Consider the following 17898-nt stretch of genomic DNA (forward strand, 5'->3'; position numbering starts at 1 on the left):
CATTTGGTTTTGCCGTTTAATTTTGGGCATCAGAAATACCCATACTTTGCCCTATATTTTGCAAAATTCCCATTATAAGGAATTCGGTTGTTCCAATAGCAAGTCCGCCAACAGCCAAAGACCATATTTTCTTAACCATACAAAGTATTCTATTTTAATTTTACGCAAACACTCCCTATATAGGGAGTGTTTAGTGCTATTTAAATGTTAAACGATTTGAAAAATTATTGTTTTAAATTCTCATATACAATGCCCAGAATTCTTTTGAGGTTTTCTCCATCTTCTTCTGAAAGACCTTGTGAAGCTTTTTGGATAACTTTTTTGACTGCTTCGGTAACTTCTTTTTCTAAATTTTTACCTTTTTCTGTTAGGAAAATCAAATTGGAACGACGATCAAAAGGGTCTGGTTTACGAATGACTAACTTTTCTCTTTCCAAATTGTCAATCAAGCGAGTAATGCCAGGTTTATCTCGAAAAGTTAGTTCTGACAATAACTGCTGGGAGTATCCGTCTTTCTTCCACAAAACAACCAAAATAGAAAACTGTTCTTTAGTTATTGGGATATTTCGTTGTTTAAAACAAGCTCCCAAAGCTCTTGATAAAGCCATTGGGGTCCGTCCGTTTATTAGGTGATAAATATCATCTTGGTCTATAAATGTAAACATAAGATTATGTATTTGACAACTACAAAGTTATATAGAAATATTTGTTTGAACAATTATTTTTTATAATTTTATGACAAATTTTATTTCATTTGCTTCAAAATATAGTCCTATCCTGTAATCCAACGATATATATCATTCCCATTAGCATATATAAGGAGCACAAACAATAGCAATATTCCTATTACTTGTGCGTATTCGAGTACTTTTTCGTTAGGTTTTCTGCCTGTAACCATTTCATACAAAAGAAAAACTACGTGTCCGCCATCAAGCGCTGGTATGGGCAAAATATTCATAAAAGCTAATATGAGAGAAATAATCGCTGTACTTTCCCAAAAACGTTGCCAATCCCACTTTGGAGCAAACATTTTTGCCATTGAACCAAAACCGCCCAGTTGAGTTGCTCCTTTTTTGGTAAAAACAAATTTGAATTGCGCAATATAATCGCGTAACGTCCAATATCCATAGCTGATACCTTGCCCAATAGCCTCTGAAAAACGATATGAAATATGAGTTGTTTTCACATCGATTAGTTGTTCAGAATGAATACCCATTATTCCATTTTCGGGGGTAACAGATAGTGTTTTTGTTTCTCCATGGCGTATAATCTCTACCGAAACAAGGCGAGTTTCGTTATTGCGATCTAAAATCGTTCTTATATCTTCAAAATGTACAACAGGTTGATTATCAACAGATACTATTTTATCACCTTTACGCAATCCTGCCTTTTGTGCGGGGGTATTAGCTAATACCGAGTCAATTATATTTTTGCGAAAAGGCATAAAAGCCATTAATTCTCCTTTGTGAAAAAGTTGATTTCCGATAGAATCAGGAAGAGCGATTGTTTCTATTGTACCATTTTGGCGTCTAACAGTTACGTTTTGTACATCGCGCAGGAGCAAATAGCGATTGATTTTGTAAGTATCTATAAGTTCTACGTCATTAACTTTCAGTGGAATATCTCCATTTTGAAATCCATACGATTTCATTACAGAACTCACAGCATATCCATTAGGAATATCTTTTTCTTGAATCACATCACTTCCCCAAGTAAATAGAATTCCGATATAAATAAGAAAACCAACAATAATATTGACCGTAACACCTCCTATCATAATAAGAAGGCGTTGCCAAGCTGGTTTGCTACGAAATTCCCATGGTTGTGGCGGCTGTGCCATTTGTTCCTTGTCCATACTCTCGTCAATCATTCCTGCAATTTTTACATATCCACCCAAAGGAAGCCAACCTATTCCGTAAATAGTCTCTCCTATTTTTTTCTTGAATAAGGCAAATTTTAGATCAAAAAATAAAAAGAATTTTTCAACCCGAGTTTTAAATAATTTGGCAGGTATAAAATGTCCCAATTCGTGCAAAATTACTAAAATTGATAAACTAAGAAGTAATTGAGATGCTTTAATTAAAATTTCCATTTCCGATTTTTAAAATTTGGGCAAAAATACAATTTTTTGATAATAAAATAGCTAAAAATCTAAGAATAAATTTTCAGAAGTAAGTTTTCTCTTTCTAAAAAAGATTCTCTGAAAAGATATATTTAGGCTACAATTATGTATTTTTGCAAACAAAAACAAATGCTTGCTCGGTTTGAACAATATCTGTATGCTGATTTCCCAGACCTTGATGGGAAACAAATTTTGGTTGCTATCAGTGGAGGAGTAGATAGTATAGTATTAAGTTTTTTGCTTAAAAAACTACAACTTCCTATTGTTTTGGCACATTGTAATTTTCAACTACGAAGTGATGAAAGCAATGCTGATGAACAATTTGTGAGAGATTTTGCTCAAAAGCACAAATTGCCTCTGCACGTGGTTAGATTTGATACACAAACCTACATTAAAGAAAAGAAACTAAATACACAACTCGCTGCGCGTGAGCTTCGTTACAATTGGTTTGAACAAATAGCGCAAGAGGCTAATTGTCAATATATTGCCACAGGTCATCAGGCGGATGACAATTTAGAAACTTTTATCATAAATCTATCACGTGGTACGGGACTTAGCGGACTTATAGGAATTCCTAAACAAAATGGGAACATTATTCGTCCTTTGCTAAATTTTTCACGGAAAGAAATAATTACTTTTGCTACAAAAAATAACCTCTTATGGAGAGAAGACAGTTCCAATGCTTCGGACAAATATGTACGGAATCAAATTCGTCATCATATTTCACCTAAATTGAAGAAGATTCATAGCGAATTTCTGAATAATTTCTTGAAAACTCAACAAATTTTGTATCAAACACAGCAATTTATAGTTACTCAATTAGAAATATTTCGAAAAAAATATTTCACATATCAAGATAATATTATTTATTTTGATATTTCTCAAATAAATGAAAATCCGAATAAAGAGTTTATTATTTTTGAATTGATGAAAGAGTTTCACTTTACCAATACCGTTGATTTGAAACAATTATTAAAAACCAAAAGTTCTGGAAAACAGCTGTTTTCATCAACACATCGTATCATCCAAAACAGGAATGAGTGGATTATTTCTCCTCTTTTTCAAGAGGATATTCAAAGGTATGTAATTCCCAACGAATTGCCTAAAATAGAGATTCCCATTTCGCTAAGTTTTGAATGGGTCGAAAAAATGGATACGACTCTCTTCAATACGATTTTTGTTGATGCTGATACAATTGAATTTCCATTGCAACTTCGTAAAAAACAGGAGCAAGATGTTTTTGCTCCCTTCGGAATGCAAGGTAAAAAAAAGAAATTGAGTAAATTTTTTAAAGATGAAAAATATTCTCTTCTGCAAAAAGAAAATCAGTGGTTATTAACTGATGCAACCAATGCAATTATTTGGATAATAGGTATGCGTGCAGACCATCGATTCAGAATAACTTCTAAAACTCGGCGAATTCTGAAAATTACAACTCAATTATAAATTTATTTTATCATAGAATATAAAAAACATTAACTCTTTAGAAATTTAAAAGAGTTAATGTTGTTGAGTAATCTAAATAAACAAAATGGTCCTTAATCTACATTATCGTGTAAAAATGAATTGTTCGTACGAATTTGTAGTGTATCATTACTATCAAAATTTAATGAAAGACGTGAAACATTGCCTTGATTTTCAGACAACGAATTGATTTGAACACCTTGTCTTTTATAAGCAGGAATTTCATCTAATTCGCGTATTAGTCTGTTAGACGATTGGCTGAAAGTATGATTAAATGATTTGAATTTTTTCCGCCGATTATCTGCCCCTGCTTTTAATTCAGTAAGGTATGACGAATTCGGATTTATCTCTGTTTCTTCCAAAGTGGTTGATGGTTGATAATTAGCAACTACTCTTGTTTGAAATTGCAATTCGGGAGACTCTTGGATAACTTGCTGACTTTTGTAAGAATCCACAGTTGCTTGGGTGAGCATTTCTTCCATCTGCATATATTCCTCTAAATTGTGGCGTATTTGTCCCGATTCCGTTATAACAGGTTGTGGTTCAGTTTGTTCTATTTTCTTTTCTTTTGACTTAGGAAATTTTATTTCTTCTATATCAGCAAAAAGATCAAATGTTACAACTTGTGGCTCTTCTTTTATCATAGTAGAAGAAGTTGCTACAACTTTAGTCTGTATTTGTTCTTTAGATTGTGTTTCTGTTTTAGATGTTGTATCAACTGAAGAATAAATAACGAATTCTTCTTCTTGTACTTCAACTTCTTTTTTTGCTGTAATTATTTCATAATCAACAGGTATATTGTATAATGGATTATTTTTTATACGAGTTACAAAATCTATTTTGGGTTGAGAAACTTCTTTTTGTACAATAGGTTGTGCTGGTTTAGTAACAAATATAGGTTCTTCAATTGTTTTCTTGTTAATTATAGAAGTTTTGGCTATTGTTTCAGTTGTTATACCGACGGGTACATCATCTTGTTCTTGAGCTGTATCATCTAAATTAAAAATTACTTTCTGTTGAGTGAATTCTTGAGCTTGTTTTACTGAATTTTCAAAGGTAATATCTGTAAATGTTGTTTTGGTATCCAAATCTTGAATAACAAGTTGCTCTTCACCCAAAGTGTGAACAATTTTTTTCTGTTCTAAATCAATGATTTCGTGTTGTTGTTCTGAATTAAATCCAGTAGCAATAACTGTTACAGCTATTTCATCATCAAGTGTTTCGTCTTCACCGACTCCCATTATAATATTGGTTTGATAATTGCCTCCTGCTTCGCGTTGTATATACTCGTTGATTTCTTCAGTTTCGTCCATCGTAATTTCATCTTTACCATAGACAATTAGTAGAAGAACATTTTTGGCTCCTACTATTTTGTTATCGTTAAGCAGGGGAGAGTCTAACGCTCCAGTAACGGCTTGCAATGCACGACCTTCACCTTTACCACGTGCAGACCCCATAATTGCTGTTCCACTATCAGAAAGCACAGTTTTAGCATCGCGTAAGTCAATATTCACATCAAAGTGTTTGGTAATAACCTCTGCAATACCTTTGGCTGCAATGGTCAATACCTCATCTACTTTTACATAACATGTTTTTAGGCTTAAATTTCCGTATATATCGCGAAGTTTGTTGTTATTTACTACAATAAGTGAATCTACATATTGACGAAGTTTTTCAATACCTTTTTGTGCTTGTTCGAAACGAGGTTGCCCTTCAAATTTAAATGGACTTGTTACAATTCCGATGGTGAGAATCCCCATTTCTTTACAAACTTTTGCAATAATAGGAGCTGCTCCTGTTCCTGTTCCACCTCCCATTCCTGCTGTAATGAATACCATTTTGGTATTACTACCAAGCATTGCTTGTATTTCAACAACACTTTCCATTGCCGACTTTTCCCCTATTTCGGGGTCAGCACCAGCACCCAATCCTTCAGTAAGAGAAATTCCTAATTGAATTTTATTTACAATAGGACTTTTTTCAAGGGCTTGCGCATCGGTGTTACAAATAACATAATCTACTCCTTTAATGCCTTGTTTAAACATGTAATTAACAGCATTACCACCGCCACCTCCTACTCCGATGACTTTGATAATACTGCTTTGTGTTTTGGGCATATCAAATGCTATATCTCCTAATTCCGTTACTGTTTCCATAAAATTGTCTTCTTTAAAATTGTTAGATGTTGTTTTCTGGGCAAAAATACGTATTTTTTTATTTTTAAAAACAGTTGTTATGTTAATTATATTTTAATTTTGTATAAAAACGAAATTTATTAAAAACAAATAATTTTTAATTGTATTTCATTGTAAATCAATAATTTGAATTATTCAGCGCTATCTAAAAAATCTTTGAATTTGTCCAAAAGTCCTCTCCCGAAGAATTTTTTACTTGATTTTTTATCTTCTATAGGTTCAGAAATATTTGATGCTACATCAGAACTAGCCTTGGTTTCTGATGAGACTTCTTTATCATTATCATCAGAAGTGTGTTCTGTTTGATAAATACGTTTTAGCTTTTCTTCACGTAATTTCTCTTTTTCATTGGCAATCGCAGTCATTACTAATCCGACCGAAGTAGCATAAATAGGGGAGGTTATTTCCTCACTTGTACCAGAGGCCAAGTGTTCATTAGGGTAACCTATACGAGTATCCATGCCTGTAATATATTCAACTAATTGTTTTATATCTTTGAGTTCACTACCCCCACCAGTAAGAACAATTCCTGCAATGAGTTGCTTTTTAGGGTCTTTGTGTCCGTAATTTTCTATCTCGTTGAATACAAGCTGAATGATTTCTTCCAATCGAGCCTTTATAATCCGAGAGAGCATTGTTATGGATATTTCTTTAGGGTCGCGTCCTTTTAGTCCAGGTATGCTTACTATCTCATTATCACGAGTAGATTCAGGCCATGCAGAACCGAATTTGATTTTGAGTGCTTCGGCTTGTTTTTCCAAGATTGCACAACCTTCCTTAATGTCTTGTGTGATAACATTTCCTCCATATGGAATTACAGCTGTGTAGCGAATTATTCCATCTTTGAAAATAGCCAAATCAGTTGTTCCTCCACCAATATCAATGAGGGCTACTCCAGCTTCCTTTTCTTCTTCGCTAAGTACTGCTGCTGCCGATGCTAAAGGTTCAAGGGTTAATCCTTTGAGTTTTAGCCCAATATTAGTTACGCATCTCCCTATGTTTTTGATAGCAAACATTTGTCCAAGAACAACGTGAAAAACAGCTTCTAAACGGCTTCCTGCCATTCCGATAGGTTCGCGCACTTCTTCTTGGTCATCGACTGTATATTCTTGTGGAAGAATATGTACAATTTCTTCACCTGGAAGCATTGACATACGTAAAACACGCTGACGAAGTTGCTCCAAATCAGAGAAATCAATCATTTTTTCGGGGTCTTCACGTACGATATAATCTGAAAATTCTGTACTATGAATATGTTGTCCTGCGATACCAACTTCAACTTCAGTAATGGTCAAATTACCTCCTGCATTAGCTTCTGCTTGTTGTACCGCTGCCTGTATAGATTGCATTGTTTGGGCGAAATTGGTTACTACTCCTCGCGACACGCCTTCGCTTTTAGCTTTACCAATGCCTATAATTTCTAATTTACCATACTGATTTTCAGTTCCTACCATTGCAACAATCTTGGTAGTTCCTACATCTAATCCGACCGTATATTTTGCCATAACTACTTGTGAATGATTAGCTTAAAAAATTATTTGTTTTTACAAAAATTCCAAAAGTTAATTTTTATTTTGTAACCTTGAAAGTGCAAAAATAATCTTTTAAAAATAAAAAATTAGAATTTTATGATTTCTTTAAAAATAAAATTAATTTTAGAGCCTTTTTTCTAATTATTTTTTTAGTTTTTTCAGCCTTAAAAAATACATCATAGTTGAGTCGCTTTGGTACAAACTACTTGATTACTATATCGCAAGTTAACACGTGTGTATTTGTCCAAAATATTATCTTTGTTAGCTTTTTTATAAAAGGCTTTCAGATTGTCAAATTTTATTTTCAAATTGCTTACATCGCCCAAAATTACATCAAAATTGGCAATTCTCATCTTCAATCGAAATATTTTTTTATCAACAATGATTTCAGTTATGTTTTCTGACAGAAATTTATCATCATAAATATGCTTGGCAACTCTATATATGTCTTCTAATTCTTGGTCGCTGAATGTTCCTATGATTAAAGGAACACGTGCTGAATATGCTTTAGATAAAGGCATTTGTTTTCCTTTATTATCCAAATAGTAAAAATTATTACCACTGAAAACTCGGGCAATAGGTTCTCGTTGTTTGATTTTGGTTTTCAAAATTCCGTCAATAGTCATATACACTTCCGAATTTTCGACCATAGGATTATTATCCAATCGATTTTCTAAAGTGTTTATTTTCAATAAGTTTTTCTTTAAAGAAGTTTCTTGGTCAATATCATTGAACAGAATTTCGCGTATATTTTCATCTGTAATATACACATTTTGATTTCCAAAATAATCTATCTGTACTTCCTTTATATGCCGTTTTTCACTTCGAAAAGAAGCAAGTGCTTGCAAAAGAATCGGAAGTACAATGATAGTTATAACTTTTAGAATTTTAATAGTTCGATTCATTTCCCAGATAATATTCGATTTCTCGTTCTTGTATATAAATTAAATCTTTAAGGTCGTTGTTAAAGGTAATTTTTTGAATTCGGCGTAACCAATTTCCATAATTGTCAAAAGAAAGATATGTATAATATTCCGTTTCTGTATAATCATCTTCCTGCATTTGCATTTTAGTAAGATTTCCTTTTTCATCGTAAAAATAGGTATAGATTCGACCAAAACCAGTGTTAAAATATACCAATTTTCTGTCGGAATTATATTTCAATGTTTGTTTATATTCTTGATGTTCAGTAAAATCTTCCTGCTTTATACTAATACAATCTCCGTAATTGTTATAAGTATATGTGTTTTTATATGATAATTCTTTTTTTTCACATTCTTCAATACAATCGTATATAGTTTCTACCCACTGATTTTTTGTTTTTGTGTAAAAAGATATTTCATAAATGGTATTATTATCTTTTCTAATTTTGTTTACGTTCTTTCAAAATTCCGTCATTGTCATACAAATACACCATCGTTGTATAAAAATTCGTATTTGAAACAGAACGATATTCGAATCGGGTTTTGTTACCTTTTTCATTGAAAAATATAGCTATATGGCTATTTAAGTGATTATTTATTTGTCCTTTTACAATCTGTCCATTTTTTTAAAAGTTTGATAAGTGATTGTTTTAACAAATTTAACTTTTCCATTTAAAAGATTCTCCCGCCAATTAAATTCATATTCTTGAGAAAAAACGATTGTGGATATTAACCCGCATATTAGTGTAATTTTATATTTTATTTTTATACTGATGAAATTGTAAGATTTATATAGATTATTTATAGCAAAACAAATCATACTTTTAAACATTTAAAAATTTTCAAAACAATGAAGAAGTCAAAACATTTTCTATTTCTAATAATTTTTGTTTTCGCCAAAGACCTCCTGCATAGCCGACTAATGTCCCGTTACTACCAATCACTCGATGGCAAGGAATTAGGATAGAAATTGGGTTTTTCCCATTAGCCGAAGCTATTGCACGAATGGCTTTATGATCTCCATATTGTTGTGACTGCTGTTTGTATGAAATGGTCTGTCCATATGGAATGGTTTGTAAAATTTGCCATACTTTTTGCTGAAAACATGTTCCAATAGGAGATAGTTGCGTTGAAAAACAAGTAAGTTTTTGGTCAAAATAAGCATTGAGTTCATTTTGTAATTGTTCTGAAAAATTATTTTCTACAAAGTTTATTTTTTCTCCAAAATATTTTTCAATATTACTTTGTGTTTTTTGAAGTTTCTGATTATCAGTGTATTCCAAAAGGCATAAAGTAGCATTTTTAAAAATAGCTAACATTTCTCCCAAAAGAGTTTGCATATACGCTGCCGTTAGTTGTGGTTCGTTGTGATTCATTTGTTTTTATTGAGTAATTGTTTTTTGATTTTTTCAACTTCTGCACCGATGTCGCCTGCTCCTGCGGTAATTAACACTTCTGAAGGATTTTTCTTAATCCAATCCAACAAATCTTCTTTTCTGATTAAAATTTTCTTTTTTGAAAGAACTTTCTCCAATAGCCATTGAGAAGAAATACCTTCGATAGGTAATTCGCGAGCTGGATATATGTCTAATAAAACAATTTGGTCAAATTGTGCTAAACTCTTAGCAAATCCGTCTGCAAAATCGCGAGTGCGTGTATATAAGTGCGGTTGAAAAATAATAGTAACCTCTTTATTTGGGTGCATTTCGCGTACAGCTTGATATAAAGCGTTGAGTTCCGTCGGATGATGTGCATAATCGTCTATAAATACTTGATTTTCAGTGCGAATCTGATATGAAAATCGACGTTTTACTCCTTTAAAGGTAATTAGAGCTTTTGCTAAAATATCAATTGAAAACCCTGCTTGATGCCCCATCGCTACAGCAACCAAAGCATTGAGCAAATTATGCCTTCCTGGTTTGGCAAAAATACAATTTTTTATAATTTTTCGCTCATTGCTTTGCAAATCAGGATATTCAATATCGAAAAGATATGCTCCATTTTGTATAGAAACATTTTTAATTATATAATCAGACAATTCTTCAATTCCATAAGTCAATCCGTTAAAACTCAAATTATTACGAACAATCAATTTCCCATTAGGTTTCAATTGTTTTGTGAAATCATAAAAACCTTTTTCAAATTCTTCTTCATTTCCGTAAATATCCAAATGGTCAGAATCTATTGCTGTAATACAAGCAATATCGGGAGAAAGTTGTAAAAAAGAACGGTCAAATTCGTCTGCTTCAACTACAGTTATTTCATTTCCGTGAAGCACCAAATTACTATTGAAATTTTCACAAATTCCTCCCAAAAAAGCACTTATCGACGCCTTGGCTTCAACTAAAATATGAGCCAAAATACTACTGGTGGTTGTTTTGCCATGTGTACCTGCTACGGCAAGGCAAAATGTATTACGTGTAATAGCGCCAAGTACTTCTGAGCGCTTCATTACTTGATAATTGTTCTGTAAAAAATAATCTAACTCTGAAAGTTTTTTAACCGCTGGAGTATATACAACCAATGTTTCAGATGAATTTTTAAATGCTGCTGGTATCAAGCGGATATCATCTTGAAAATGAATTTCAATCCCCTGATTTTGCAAAAATTCGGTAATGTCAGTTTTAGTTCGGTCATATCCAGATACTTTTTTGCCATTTTTAGCAAAATATTGTGCCAAAGCTGACATTCCAATTCCACCAATCCCTATCAGATATATATTTTTATAACGATGTAATTCCATTTTCAATGAAAAAAAATTATCTTTCTGGCGCAAAGATAGGCATTTTACGAAAAAATTTTTGAAAAAATAGAAAGTTTTTTTATAATCAATACAAGAAGGCGAGTAAAACAGAAGTAATTATAAAAGATAAATAGAAGTTATTTCTTTTGGCTTAAAAATACTATTTTAGGAGCTCTATTTTTACTCAAAAATTTATGAAAAAAGCATGTTAAAAAGGTTTTCTTCTAGATTATTAGTGGAATAAAAATTCATAAACAAGTACTTTTTTTTACTAAATAAAATTTACAATTAACTGATTATTAGTGTTTTATTATTTTTGATTAGTACTTTTTTTATGTTATATGTTTTTTAAGGAAGATATATAGAATAATTTTGTTATGTGATTTGAAAGAAAAACTTTTCGTGAAAAATTATATTTACCAAACAAATTAAAAATAACTTTATGAACACATTAAAGAAACATTTATTATGGAGTTGTGTCCTATTCTTTGGAATAATTACTTGGGCAACTGCCCAAACGTATTCAAAGGTATCAGGAATAATAACTGACCAAGCAGATATGCCACTTATGGGAGTTTCTGTTGTACAGAAAGGAACAACCAAAGGAGTTTCTACGGACATAGATGGGAAATTTGAACTTAGCAACATTCCTAGTGGAGCTATTTTACAAATTTCTTATATAGGGTTTAAATCCATTGAAATGCCAATAACATCTACAAAAGTGAATATCCGTTTGGAAGAAGAAACAGAACAATTAGAAGAAGTTGTACTCATTGGTTACGGAACTCAGAAAAAAGGAGATGTAACCACCGCCATCACTTCAGTTTCTACCAAAGATTTGGACGAGCGTCCTGTTACATCAGCTGCACAAGCCATTCAGGGGAAAGCAGCAGGGGTGCAAGTAGTACAGCCCAGTGGGCAACCAGGTGCGGGGCTATCGGTTCGTATTCGCGGAAACACATCTATTAGTGCCTCGAACGAACCACTCTATGTAGTGGACGGTGTGCCAGTGCAGGACATCAATGGGCTTGCTCCGACAGATATTCAAGATATGCAAATCTTGAAAGATGCTTCATCATCAGCTATCTATGGTTCGCGTGCAGCAAATGGAGTGGTACTTATCACTACCAAACAAGGTCGTAAAAACGAAGAAGCTAAGATTTCTATCAATTCGTATGTTGGAGTTTCAGAAGTAGCCAATAAAATCAATTCGCTCAATACGGCTCAGTATAAAGAACTTATGGATGAGATGAAAAAAATAACGCTCCCTGCAGGACTTACTGACCGTACTGATTGGTACAAAGAGACATTCCGCACAAGTTTCAATCGGAATTATCAAGTTTCAATCTCTGACGCTACCGAAAAAACAAGTTATTATTTGTCAGGAGGTTATACCAAAAATGATGGAGTTATTAACACGACATTCTTTGAGCGCTATAACGTTCGTTTAAACTTAGAAAATAAAACTAAAAAATGGCTTACTTTAAGTACAAACTTGTCCTATTCTGATTACTCGTCTAACGGAATTATCACAGGGCAAGGGTCTAATCGAGCAGGAGTGGTACTTTCAGTAATTAACACTCCTACGTATGCCCCTATTTGGAGTGATAAAGTAGGCGAAGAAGGTTGGTATTATTATAATTTCTATGGAGCGAATATTACACATCCTGTTTCCAATATTTCAAGAACTTCAAGTAATATTACAACTAATAACAGATTTATCGGGAATGGTTCAGCTACAATTCATTTTACTGATGATTTGAAATTCAAATCTGTAGTTGCTTTTGAAAGACATAATTATAAATCTAATCAATGGTTAGACCCACTCCTTACAAGTTGGGGACGACAACACTTTGGTACATCATCTGATGTGAGAAGTACTCATACGGTGCTTACATTTGATAATTTATTGACCTATGACAAATCTTTCGGAAAACATTCTTTGTCACTTTTGGCAGGTACTTCTGGAACAACTTCAAAATGGTCTCAAAGTTCAATGTATGCTTCACATTTTCTTTCGGCAGATATAAAAACGCTTAATGTAGCTAATAAAATAGAACAAAATAGCGGAACTCAAGCGAATGAATGGGCTATGATGTCGTATTTAGGGCGTATATCATATAATTATGATAGTCGTTATTTGCTAACAGCTAATTTCCGTGTCGATGGTTCTTCTAAATTGGCACCTGGCAAACGATGGGGTTACTTTCCGTCAATTTCGGTAGGTTGGAGAGTTTCTAATGAGGAATTCTTAAAAGAGATTGATTGGCTTTCTGAATTGAAGATTCGTGGTGGTTGGGGACAAGTAGGTAATCAAGCTGGTATTGGAGTTTATGAATATTTGCAAAAATACAACGTAACACGACAAAATTGGTGGGAAGCTGGCAAAGAACACGCTTTGGTTACCTTATCACCATCATCGTTTTCCAATAAAGACCTCACTTGGGAAACTACCACACAAACCAACGTAGGACTTGACTTAGGATTGTTTGACAACCGCGTGGCATTAACCTTAGATGCCTATTACAAAAAAACAACAGACCTGCTGATGAATGTAGCACTCCCTGCCACTTCCCCAATTCCAAATATATACAGAAATGAGGGAGAAATGACCAATAAAGGATTTGAAGTAGGACTTAACACTCGCAACTTCATCGGAACATTTAATTGGGATACTCAATTCAACATTTCTTTCAATAGAAATAAATTGACAAAACTTTCGTTACAAAAAATATACTATTACGGAAATACTTCGGAAGCAATGGCTGAATCTATCGTGCGTATTGCCGAAGGGGAGCCTATCGGAAAATTCTGGGGATATATCAGTGACGGAGTTGATCCACAAACGGGAAACATTATGTACAGAGATATAAATGGAGACGGAAAAATATCCGTAACAGACAAAACTTACATCGGTGACCCGAATCCAGACTTTACTTTTGGTCTGACAAATAATTTTTCGTACAAAAACCTTACGCTTAACGTATTCTTACAAGGCTCGTACGGAAATGATATATTTAACGCTTCACGAATTGAAACCGAAGGTATGTATAACGAGAATAATCAATCAACCGAAGTGCTAAGACGTTGGCGTAACCCAGGTGATATTACTGACATACCTCGTGCTGTTTCTTCGGTAGAGAACATAAAAGCATCGTCTCGCTGGGTAGAAGATGGGTCGTACCTTCGTGTAAAACAGGTTACATTGTCTTACGACTTACCTATCGAACAGCTAAAACGTTATGGACTTCGCAAAATACAACCATACTTAACAGCCGAAAACCTATTTACTTGGACAAAATACAAAGGCTTTGATCCAGAGGTCAATCAATTCTCGGGTAATAGTGTTATACAAAGTGTAGATTGGGGTACATACCCACAGGTGAAAACCTTTATTTTTGGACTTAATGTTGAATTTTAAAAACGAATGTTATGAAAAGATGTATTTTAACAACCACACTGATAGTATTTTTGCTGGTATCGTGTGATTTAGATAAAGACCCCATTGACCAATTCAGTGAAATAACAATAGAATCAGAAGAATCAAATCAAGGGACAAGATATTCCACATATGCAGAGATGAAAGCGGCTTACGAAGGTATTTATGCCTTTGTGAAAGGTTCTGGACAAGAAGGCTGGATGTTAGACTTTTTGCAAAATACTGAAACTCGTGCCGATAATGCCTATGCGGGGGCTACATCTGCTGAAATCGTGGCGATTGAGCAAAATGCAACCGATCCGATTAACAAAAACGTAGTGCGTGATTGGAAATTTTACCTATCGGGTATTAACAGAGCCAATAATGTAATTTTTTACATAGACGATGTTCCTGACCCAAGTTTGACTGCCAATGATAGAAACTTATGGAAATCAGAAGCTTTGATAATGAGAGCTTGGTTTTTGTTCGATATGGTACGATTCTATGGAGATTTACCCATACCTGCTGATAAGGCACCTATCATTTCGTCTGAAAATATAGATAAGGTTTACAAATTATTATACCCCGAAAGGCTTCCTGTTGAGCAAATATATCATCAGATTATAGACAACTTGGAGCAAGCTCTAAAACACGCTCCCAATGTAGATGTTTCTAATAAGTTTTTATTTAGTAAGGCTGTTGCCAATGCTCTTTTAGCCAAAGTATATGCCGAGAAACCAGTACGTAATTATAACAAAACCATTCAATATTGTGATGCAGTTATTGCCGATGGTTTTACATTGCTACCCAATTACAGAGATTTATTTCAGCTCAATGATACCAAAACAGATGTAAAACTACGTAATAGTTCGGAATCAATTTTTGAAATTTCTTATCAAGGAGGAGGTACGTGGCTACCAGGTCTGTTTGGTAAAAATTATTTGAATCCTAATAGTCGGTATGATTGGGCAAAATGGGTAACTCCTTCGCGTGACCTCATTGCAGCTTTCGATGCACAAAACGATACTATTCGTAAAAATCAAGCTATCGTATGGGGACAACCTTCGTGGGAAATTTATTATCCATCAACCAATTATCCGTTTATGTATAAAATACGTTCAAGTCATAGTAGTATTATCAAAATTCGCTTAGCAGACATTCTATTGCTCAAAGCAGAAGCCTTGGTAGCTACGGGCGACCTTACAGGAGCTGCTACATTGATAAATCAGGTGCGTGCAAGAGTGCATTTGCCTGCCCTTTCATCAGCGATAACAAGTTCTGCCGATGCAATGAAGCAAGCGGTACTAGACGAACGCCGTTTAGAATTGGCTTTTGAGGGACATCGTTGGTTTGATTTGGTGCGAAATGATAAAGCTATTGAGGTGGTCAATTCGCTCAACTCCCGAGACTCTGGGCGTTTGAAAATGATATATAAACTTAACGAGAATACAATTTTGTATCCTATTCCTTTGGAAGAAATAGAAAAAAATACAAATTTGAAACAAAATCCAGGGTACTAAACCCTATAAAATCTACGAAAGTGTATTAAAATCATTTTATTTCTTATATCAATTACTTGGAAAGTTCATCTACTTGGCGGAAGTCTAAGGTAAGCACTTCCGCTAAGTAGAAACTCTCAGCAAGTCAAACGCACGAAAATTTTGAAGCAATATCAAAAATAGAAGGAATGAATTCAAATCATTTTATTTTAGGCTTGTCAGTTCGAGTGAATTTTATCGGAGTGATAGTGTAGATAAAATTTGTATCGAGAACAACACACTTCTCAATACGATTTGTTCCATTTCGTTACACAAATCACTTCAAGTAACAGTGGGCTAACAGATTTTTTTAAAATCAATAATCTAAAATAATTTTTATACGTACATTTGTATCCAATTTATAATAAGATGAAAACAAAAATCATAACAATACTCATCAGTTGTTGGGCGATTGTGTCTTGTTCCAACAATGATAACACCACTAGTAAGGATAGAAAAGAAGAAATACCTCTAATAAAAACTACTTGTACAATCAATGAGCTACAAGAGGGTAAGGTCTCGATAATGGTAAGTACAGGCAATCGTGCCAAAACTTTTGAATGTAACACTGAGGATTTGATACAAGTATCAAGTGGTGGTTCAAATATTCTCATAGATAAATCAACAAAGTACCAAACCATTTACGGCTTTGGTGCTGCTATAACGGGTTCTACCTGCTATAATTTGCTAAAAATGAACCCTGAAGACAGAAAAAACTTCCTCAAAGAGACTTTTTCGGTTACCGAAGGGCTTGGGCAGAGTTATATCCGTGTGCCAATAGGCTGTTCGGACTTCTCTCTGAGCGAATATACGTGCTGTGATAAGGAAGGTATAGAGAATTTCGCCTTTACGGAAGAAGAAACGGCGTACATTATTCCTATTCTGAAAGAAATTTTGGCTATAAATCCTGATATTCAGATTATCGGTTCGTCGTGGACAGCCCCTCGATGGATGAAAGTAAATAATCTCACCGATTTAAAACCACATTATCAGTGGACAAGCGGACATCTAAACCCCAAATATTACGACGATTATGCCACCTACTTCGTGAAATGGATTCAAGCGATGAAAAGTTATGACATAACAGTCGATGCCATTACCATTCAAAACGAACCGCTCAACCGGGGCAATTCGGCTTCGATGTTTATGGGCTGGGAAGAGCAGTTGGCATTTATCAAAACTGCCTTAGGGAAGAAACTGGCACAGAGTGGGCTAAAGACCAAAATATATCTGTTTGACCATAACTTCAACTACGATAATATGGCTGACCAAAAGGATTATCCGCTGAATATCTACCAAGATGCTGAGGTAGCACAGCAGGTAGCAGGAGCTGCCTACCACAATTACGGAGGAAATTATAACGAGCTGGACAAAATACACGCTCAGCGTCCCGACAAAGAACTCATCTTTACCGAAACTTCTATCGGAGAATGGAACGATGGGCGAAATCTGGGACGCCACTTGGTAGAGGATATGGAGCAAATAGGTACAGGATTGCTTAATAATTGGTGTCAAGCAGTGATTGTTTGGAACTTGATGCTTGATGAAAATGGGGCTCCAAATCGCGAACACGGATGTAAAACCTGCTTTGGTGCGGTAGATATTAATTCGAAAGATTATGAAACTTTGACCAAAAACTCACATTATTACGTCATCGGGCATCTTTCGTCTGTGATAAAGCCTAATGCAGTGCGTATCAAACACACGATAAGCAACCTCTCGGGGGTAGATTGTTCTGCATTCGAAAATAAAGACGGAAGTTATGCAGTAGTGGTATTGAACAAGAATCAGAGTGCAAAAGAAATCGTCATAAGTGACGGAGTAAAACGCTTCAAATATACCATTCCGGAGAATGCGGTGGCTTCCTTCCGATGGAAATAGGAGTAAGAAGGGGGAGGTAAATTGATAAATCTTTACAGATTTGTAATGTTTTTAGCACAGAAAAGTCTCAAACCTATCGGAT

General features: G+C 34.3%; 13 protein-coding genes. 4 read left to right on the forward strand and 9 right to left on the reverse strand.

From position 1 onward, the window contains the following. Positions 1 to 16: 16 nt before the first annotated feature. From OO775_RS04280 to rseP, 3 genes are all read right to left on the reverse strand, one after another. Complete coding sequence (locus OO775_RS04280; RefSeq protein ID WP_264845782.1) at positions 17 to 139, reverse strand: hypothetical protein; 123 nt, start codon at positions 137 to 139, stop codon at positions 17 to 19. 85 nt (positions 140 to 224) lie between these two features. Continuing rightward, positions 225 to 665 carry a MarR family winged helix-turn-helix transcriptional regulator gene (locus OO775_RS04285; protein WP_264845783.1) on the reverse strand — a complete coding sequence of 147 codons (441 nt, stop codon included), beginning with the start codon at positions 663 to 665 and terminating at the stop codon, positions 225 to 227. 107 nt (positions 666 to 772) lie between these two features. Further along, complete coding sequence (gene rseP, locus OO775_RS04290) at positions 773 to 2092, reverse strand: RIP metalloprotease RseP (RefSeq protein WP_264845784.1); 1320 nt, start codon at positions 2090 to 2092, stop codon at positions 773 to 775. Between the two features lie 135 nt (positions 2093 to 2227). Here rseP and tilS point away from each other — a divergent pair, with 135 nt between their 5' ends. Continuing rightward, the gene (gene tilS, locus OO775_RS04295) at positions 2228 to 3568 is read left to right on the forward strand and encodes a tRNA lysidine(34) synthetase TilS (protein WP_264845785.1); all 1341 of its coding nucleotides are present in this window, start codon (positions 2228 to 2230) and stop codon (positions 3566 to 3568) included. Between the two features lie 92 nt (positions 3569 to 3660). On the opposite strand, the gene ftsZ is transcribed toward tilS, so the two are convergent. The 6 genes from ftsZ to murC all read right to left on the reverse strand — a co-directional run bounded on the left by ftsZ (position 3661) and on the right by murC (position 10979). Beyond that, positions 3661 to 5742 carry a cell division protein FtsZ gene (gene ftsZ / locus OO775_RS04300; protein WP_264845786.1) on the reverse strand — a complete coding sequence of 694 codons (2082 nt, stop codon included), beginning with the start codon at positions 5740 to 5742 and terminating at the stop codon, positions 3661 to 3663. Between the two features lie 170 nt (positions 5743 to 5912). Continuing rightward, positions 5913 to 7286, reverse strand: a complete 1374-nt coding sequence (ftsA, locus tag OO775_RS04305; RefSeq protein ID WP_264845787.1) for a cell division protein FtsA — start codon at positions 7284 to 7286, stop codon at positions 5913 to 5915. A 203-nt stretch (positions 7287 to 7489) separates the two neighbouring features. Next, on the reverse strand, positions 7490 to 8218 hold the full coding sequence (locus OO775_RS04310; RefSeq protein WP_264845788.1) for a cell division protein FtsQ/DivIB: 729 nt from the start codon (positions 8216 to 8218) through the stop codon (positions 7490 to 7492). Then, complete coding sequence (locus tag OO775_RS04315) at positions 8202 to 8477, reverse strand: hypothetical protein (protein ID WP_264845789.1); 276 nt, start codon at positions 8475 to 8477, stop codon at positions 8202 to 8204. The genes OO775_RS04310 and OO775_RS04315 overlap by 17 nt, the downstream gene beginning before the upstream one ends. A 601-nt stretch (positions 8478 to 9078) precedes the next feature. Next, positions 9079 to 9612, reverse strand: coding sequence for a methylated-DNA--[protein]-cysteine S-methyltransferase (locus OO775_RS04320; RefSeq protein WP_264845790.1), 534 nt, complete (start codon positions 9610 to 9612; stop codon positions 9079 to 9081). Next, positions 9609 to 10979 carry a UDP-N-acetylmuramate--L-alanine ligase gene (murC, locus tag OO775_RS04325; protein WP_264845791.1) on the reverse strand — a complete coding sequence of 457 codons (1371 nt, stop codon included), beginning with the start codon at positions 10977 to 10979 and terminating at the stop codon, positions 9609 to 9611. Before murC ends, OO775_RS04320 begins: the two co-directional genes overlap by 4 nt. A 442-nt stretch (positions 10980 to 11421) precedes the next feature. Between murC and OO775_RS04330 the strand changes: the two genes are divergently transcribed. From OO775_RS04330 to OO775_RS04340, 3 genes are all read left to right on the forward strand, one after another. Beyond that, a complete protein-coding gene (locus OO775_RS04330; RefSeq protein WP_264845793.1) occupies positions 11422 to 14400 on the forward strand; it encodes a SusC/RagA family TonB-linked outer membrane protein in 2979 nt (992 codons plus the stop codon). An 11-nt stretch (positions 14401 to 14411) separates the two neighbouring features. Further along, positions 14412 to 15917 carry a RagB/SusD family nutrient uptake outer membrane protein gene (locus OO775_RS04335; RefSeq protein ID WP_264845794.1) on the forward strand — a complete coding sequence of 502 codons (1506 nt, stop codon included), beginning with the start codon at positions 14412 to 14414 and terminating at the stop codon, positions 15915 to 15917. A gap of 387 nt (positions 15918 to 16304) precedes the next feature. Beyond that, positions 16305 to 17816 (forward strand): endo-1,6-beta-glucanase, encoded by a 1512-nt coding sequence (locus OO775_RS04340; RefSeq protein ID WP_264845795.1) that lies wholly within the window; start codon positions 16305 to 16307, stop codon positions 17814 to 17816. Positions 17817 to 17898 lie beyond the last annotated feature (82 nt).

Origin of the sequence: Capnocytophaga catalasegens (assembly GCF_026005215.1) — a bacterium.
Classification (GTDB): domain Bacteria; phylum Bacteroidota; class Bacteroidia; order Flavobacteriales; family Flavobacteriaceae; genus Capnocytophaga; species Capnocytophaga catalasegens.

Bases quoted from the DNA above. Each gene is read 5' to 3' on its own strand.
- OO775_RS04280 (WP_264845782.1), bottom strand. From the start codon at position 139: ATGGTTAAGAAAATATGGTCTTTGGCTGTTGGCGGACTTGCTATTGGA.
- OO775_RS04285 (WP_264845783.1), bottom strand. From the start codon at position 665: ATGTTTACATTTATAGACCAAGATGATATTTATCACCTAATAAACGGA.
- rseP (WP_264845784.1), bottom strand. From the start codon at position 2,092: ATGGAAATTTTAATTAAAGCATCTCAATTACTTCTTAGTTTATCAATT.
- tilS (WP_264845785.1), top strand. From the start codon at position 2,228: ATGTATTTTTGCAAACAAAAACAAATGCTTGCTCGGTTTGAACAATAT.
- ftsZ (WP_264845786.1), bottom strand. From the start codon at position 5,742: ATGGAAACAGTAACGGAATTAGGAGATATAGCATTTGATATGCCCAAA.
- ftsA (WP_264845787.1), bottom strand. From the start codon at position 7,286: ATGGCAAAATATACGGTCGGATTAGATGTAGGAACTACCAAGATTGTT.
- OO775_RS04310 (WP_264845788.1), bottom strand. From the start codon at position 8,218: ATGAATCGAACTATTAAAATTCTAAAAGTTATAACTATCATTGTACTT.
- OO775_RS04320 (WP_264845790.1), bottom strand. From the start codon at position 9,612: ATGAATCACAACGAACCACAACTAACGGCAGCGTATATGCAAACTCTT.
- murC (WP_264845791.1), bottom strand. From the start codon at position 10,979: ATGGAATTACATCGTTATAAAAATATATATCTGATAGGGATTGGTGGA.
- OO775_RS04330 (WP_264845793.1), top strand. From the start codon at position 11,422: ATGAACACATTAAAGAAACATTTATTATGGAGTTGTGTCCTATTCTTT.
- OO775_RS04335 (WP_264845794.1), top strand. From the start codon at position 14,412: ATGAAAAGATGTATTTTAACAACCACACTGATAGTATTTTTGCTGGTA.
- OO775_RS04340 (WP_264845795.1), top strand. From the start codon at position 16,305: ATGAAAACAAAAATCATAACAATACTCATCAGTTGTTGGGCGATTGTG.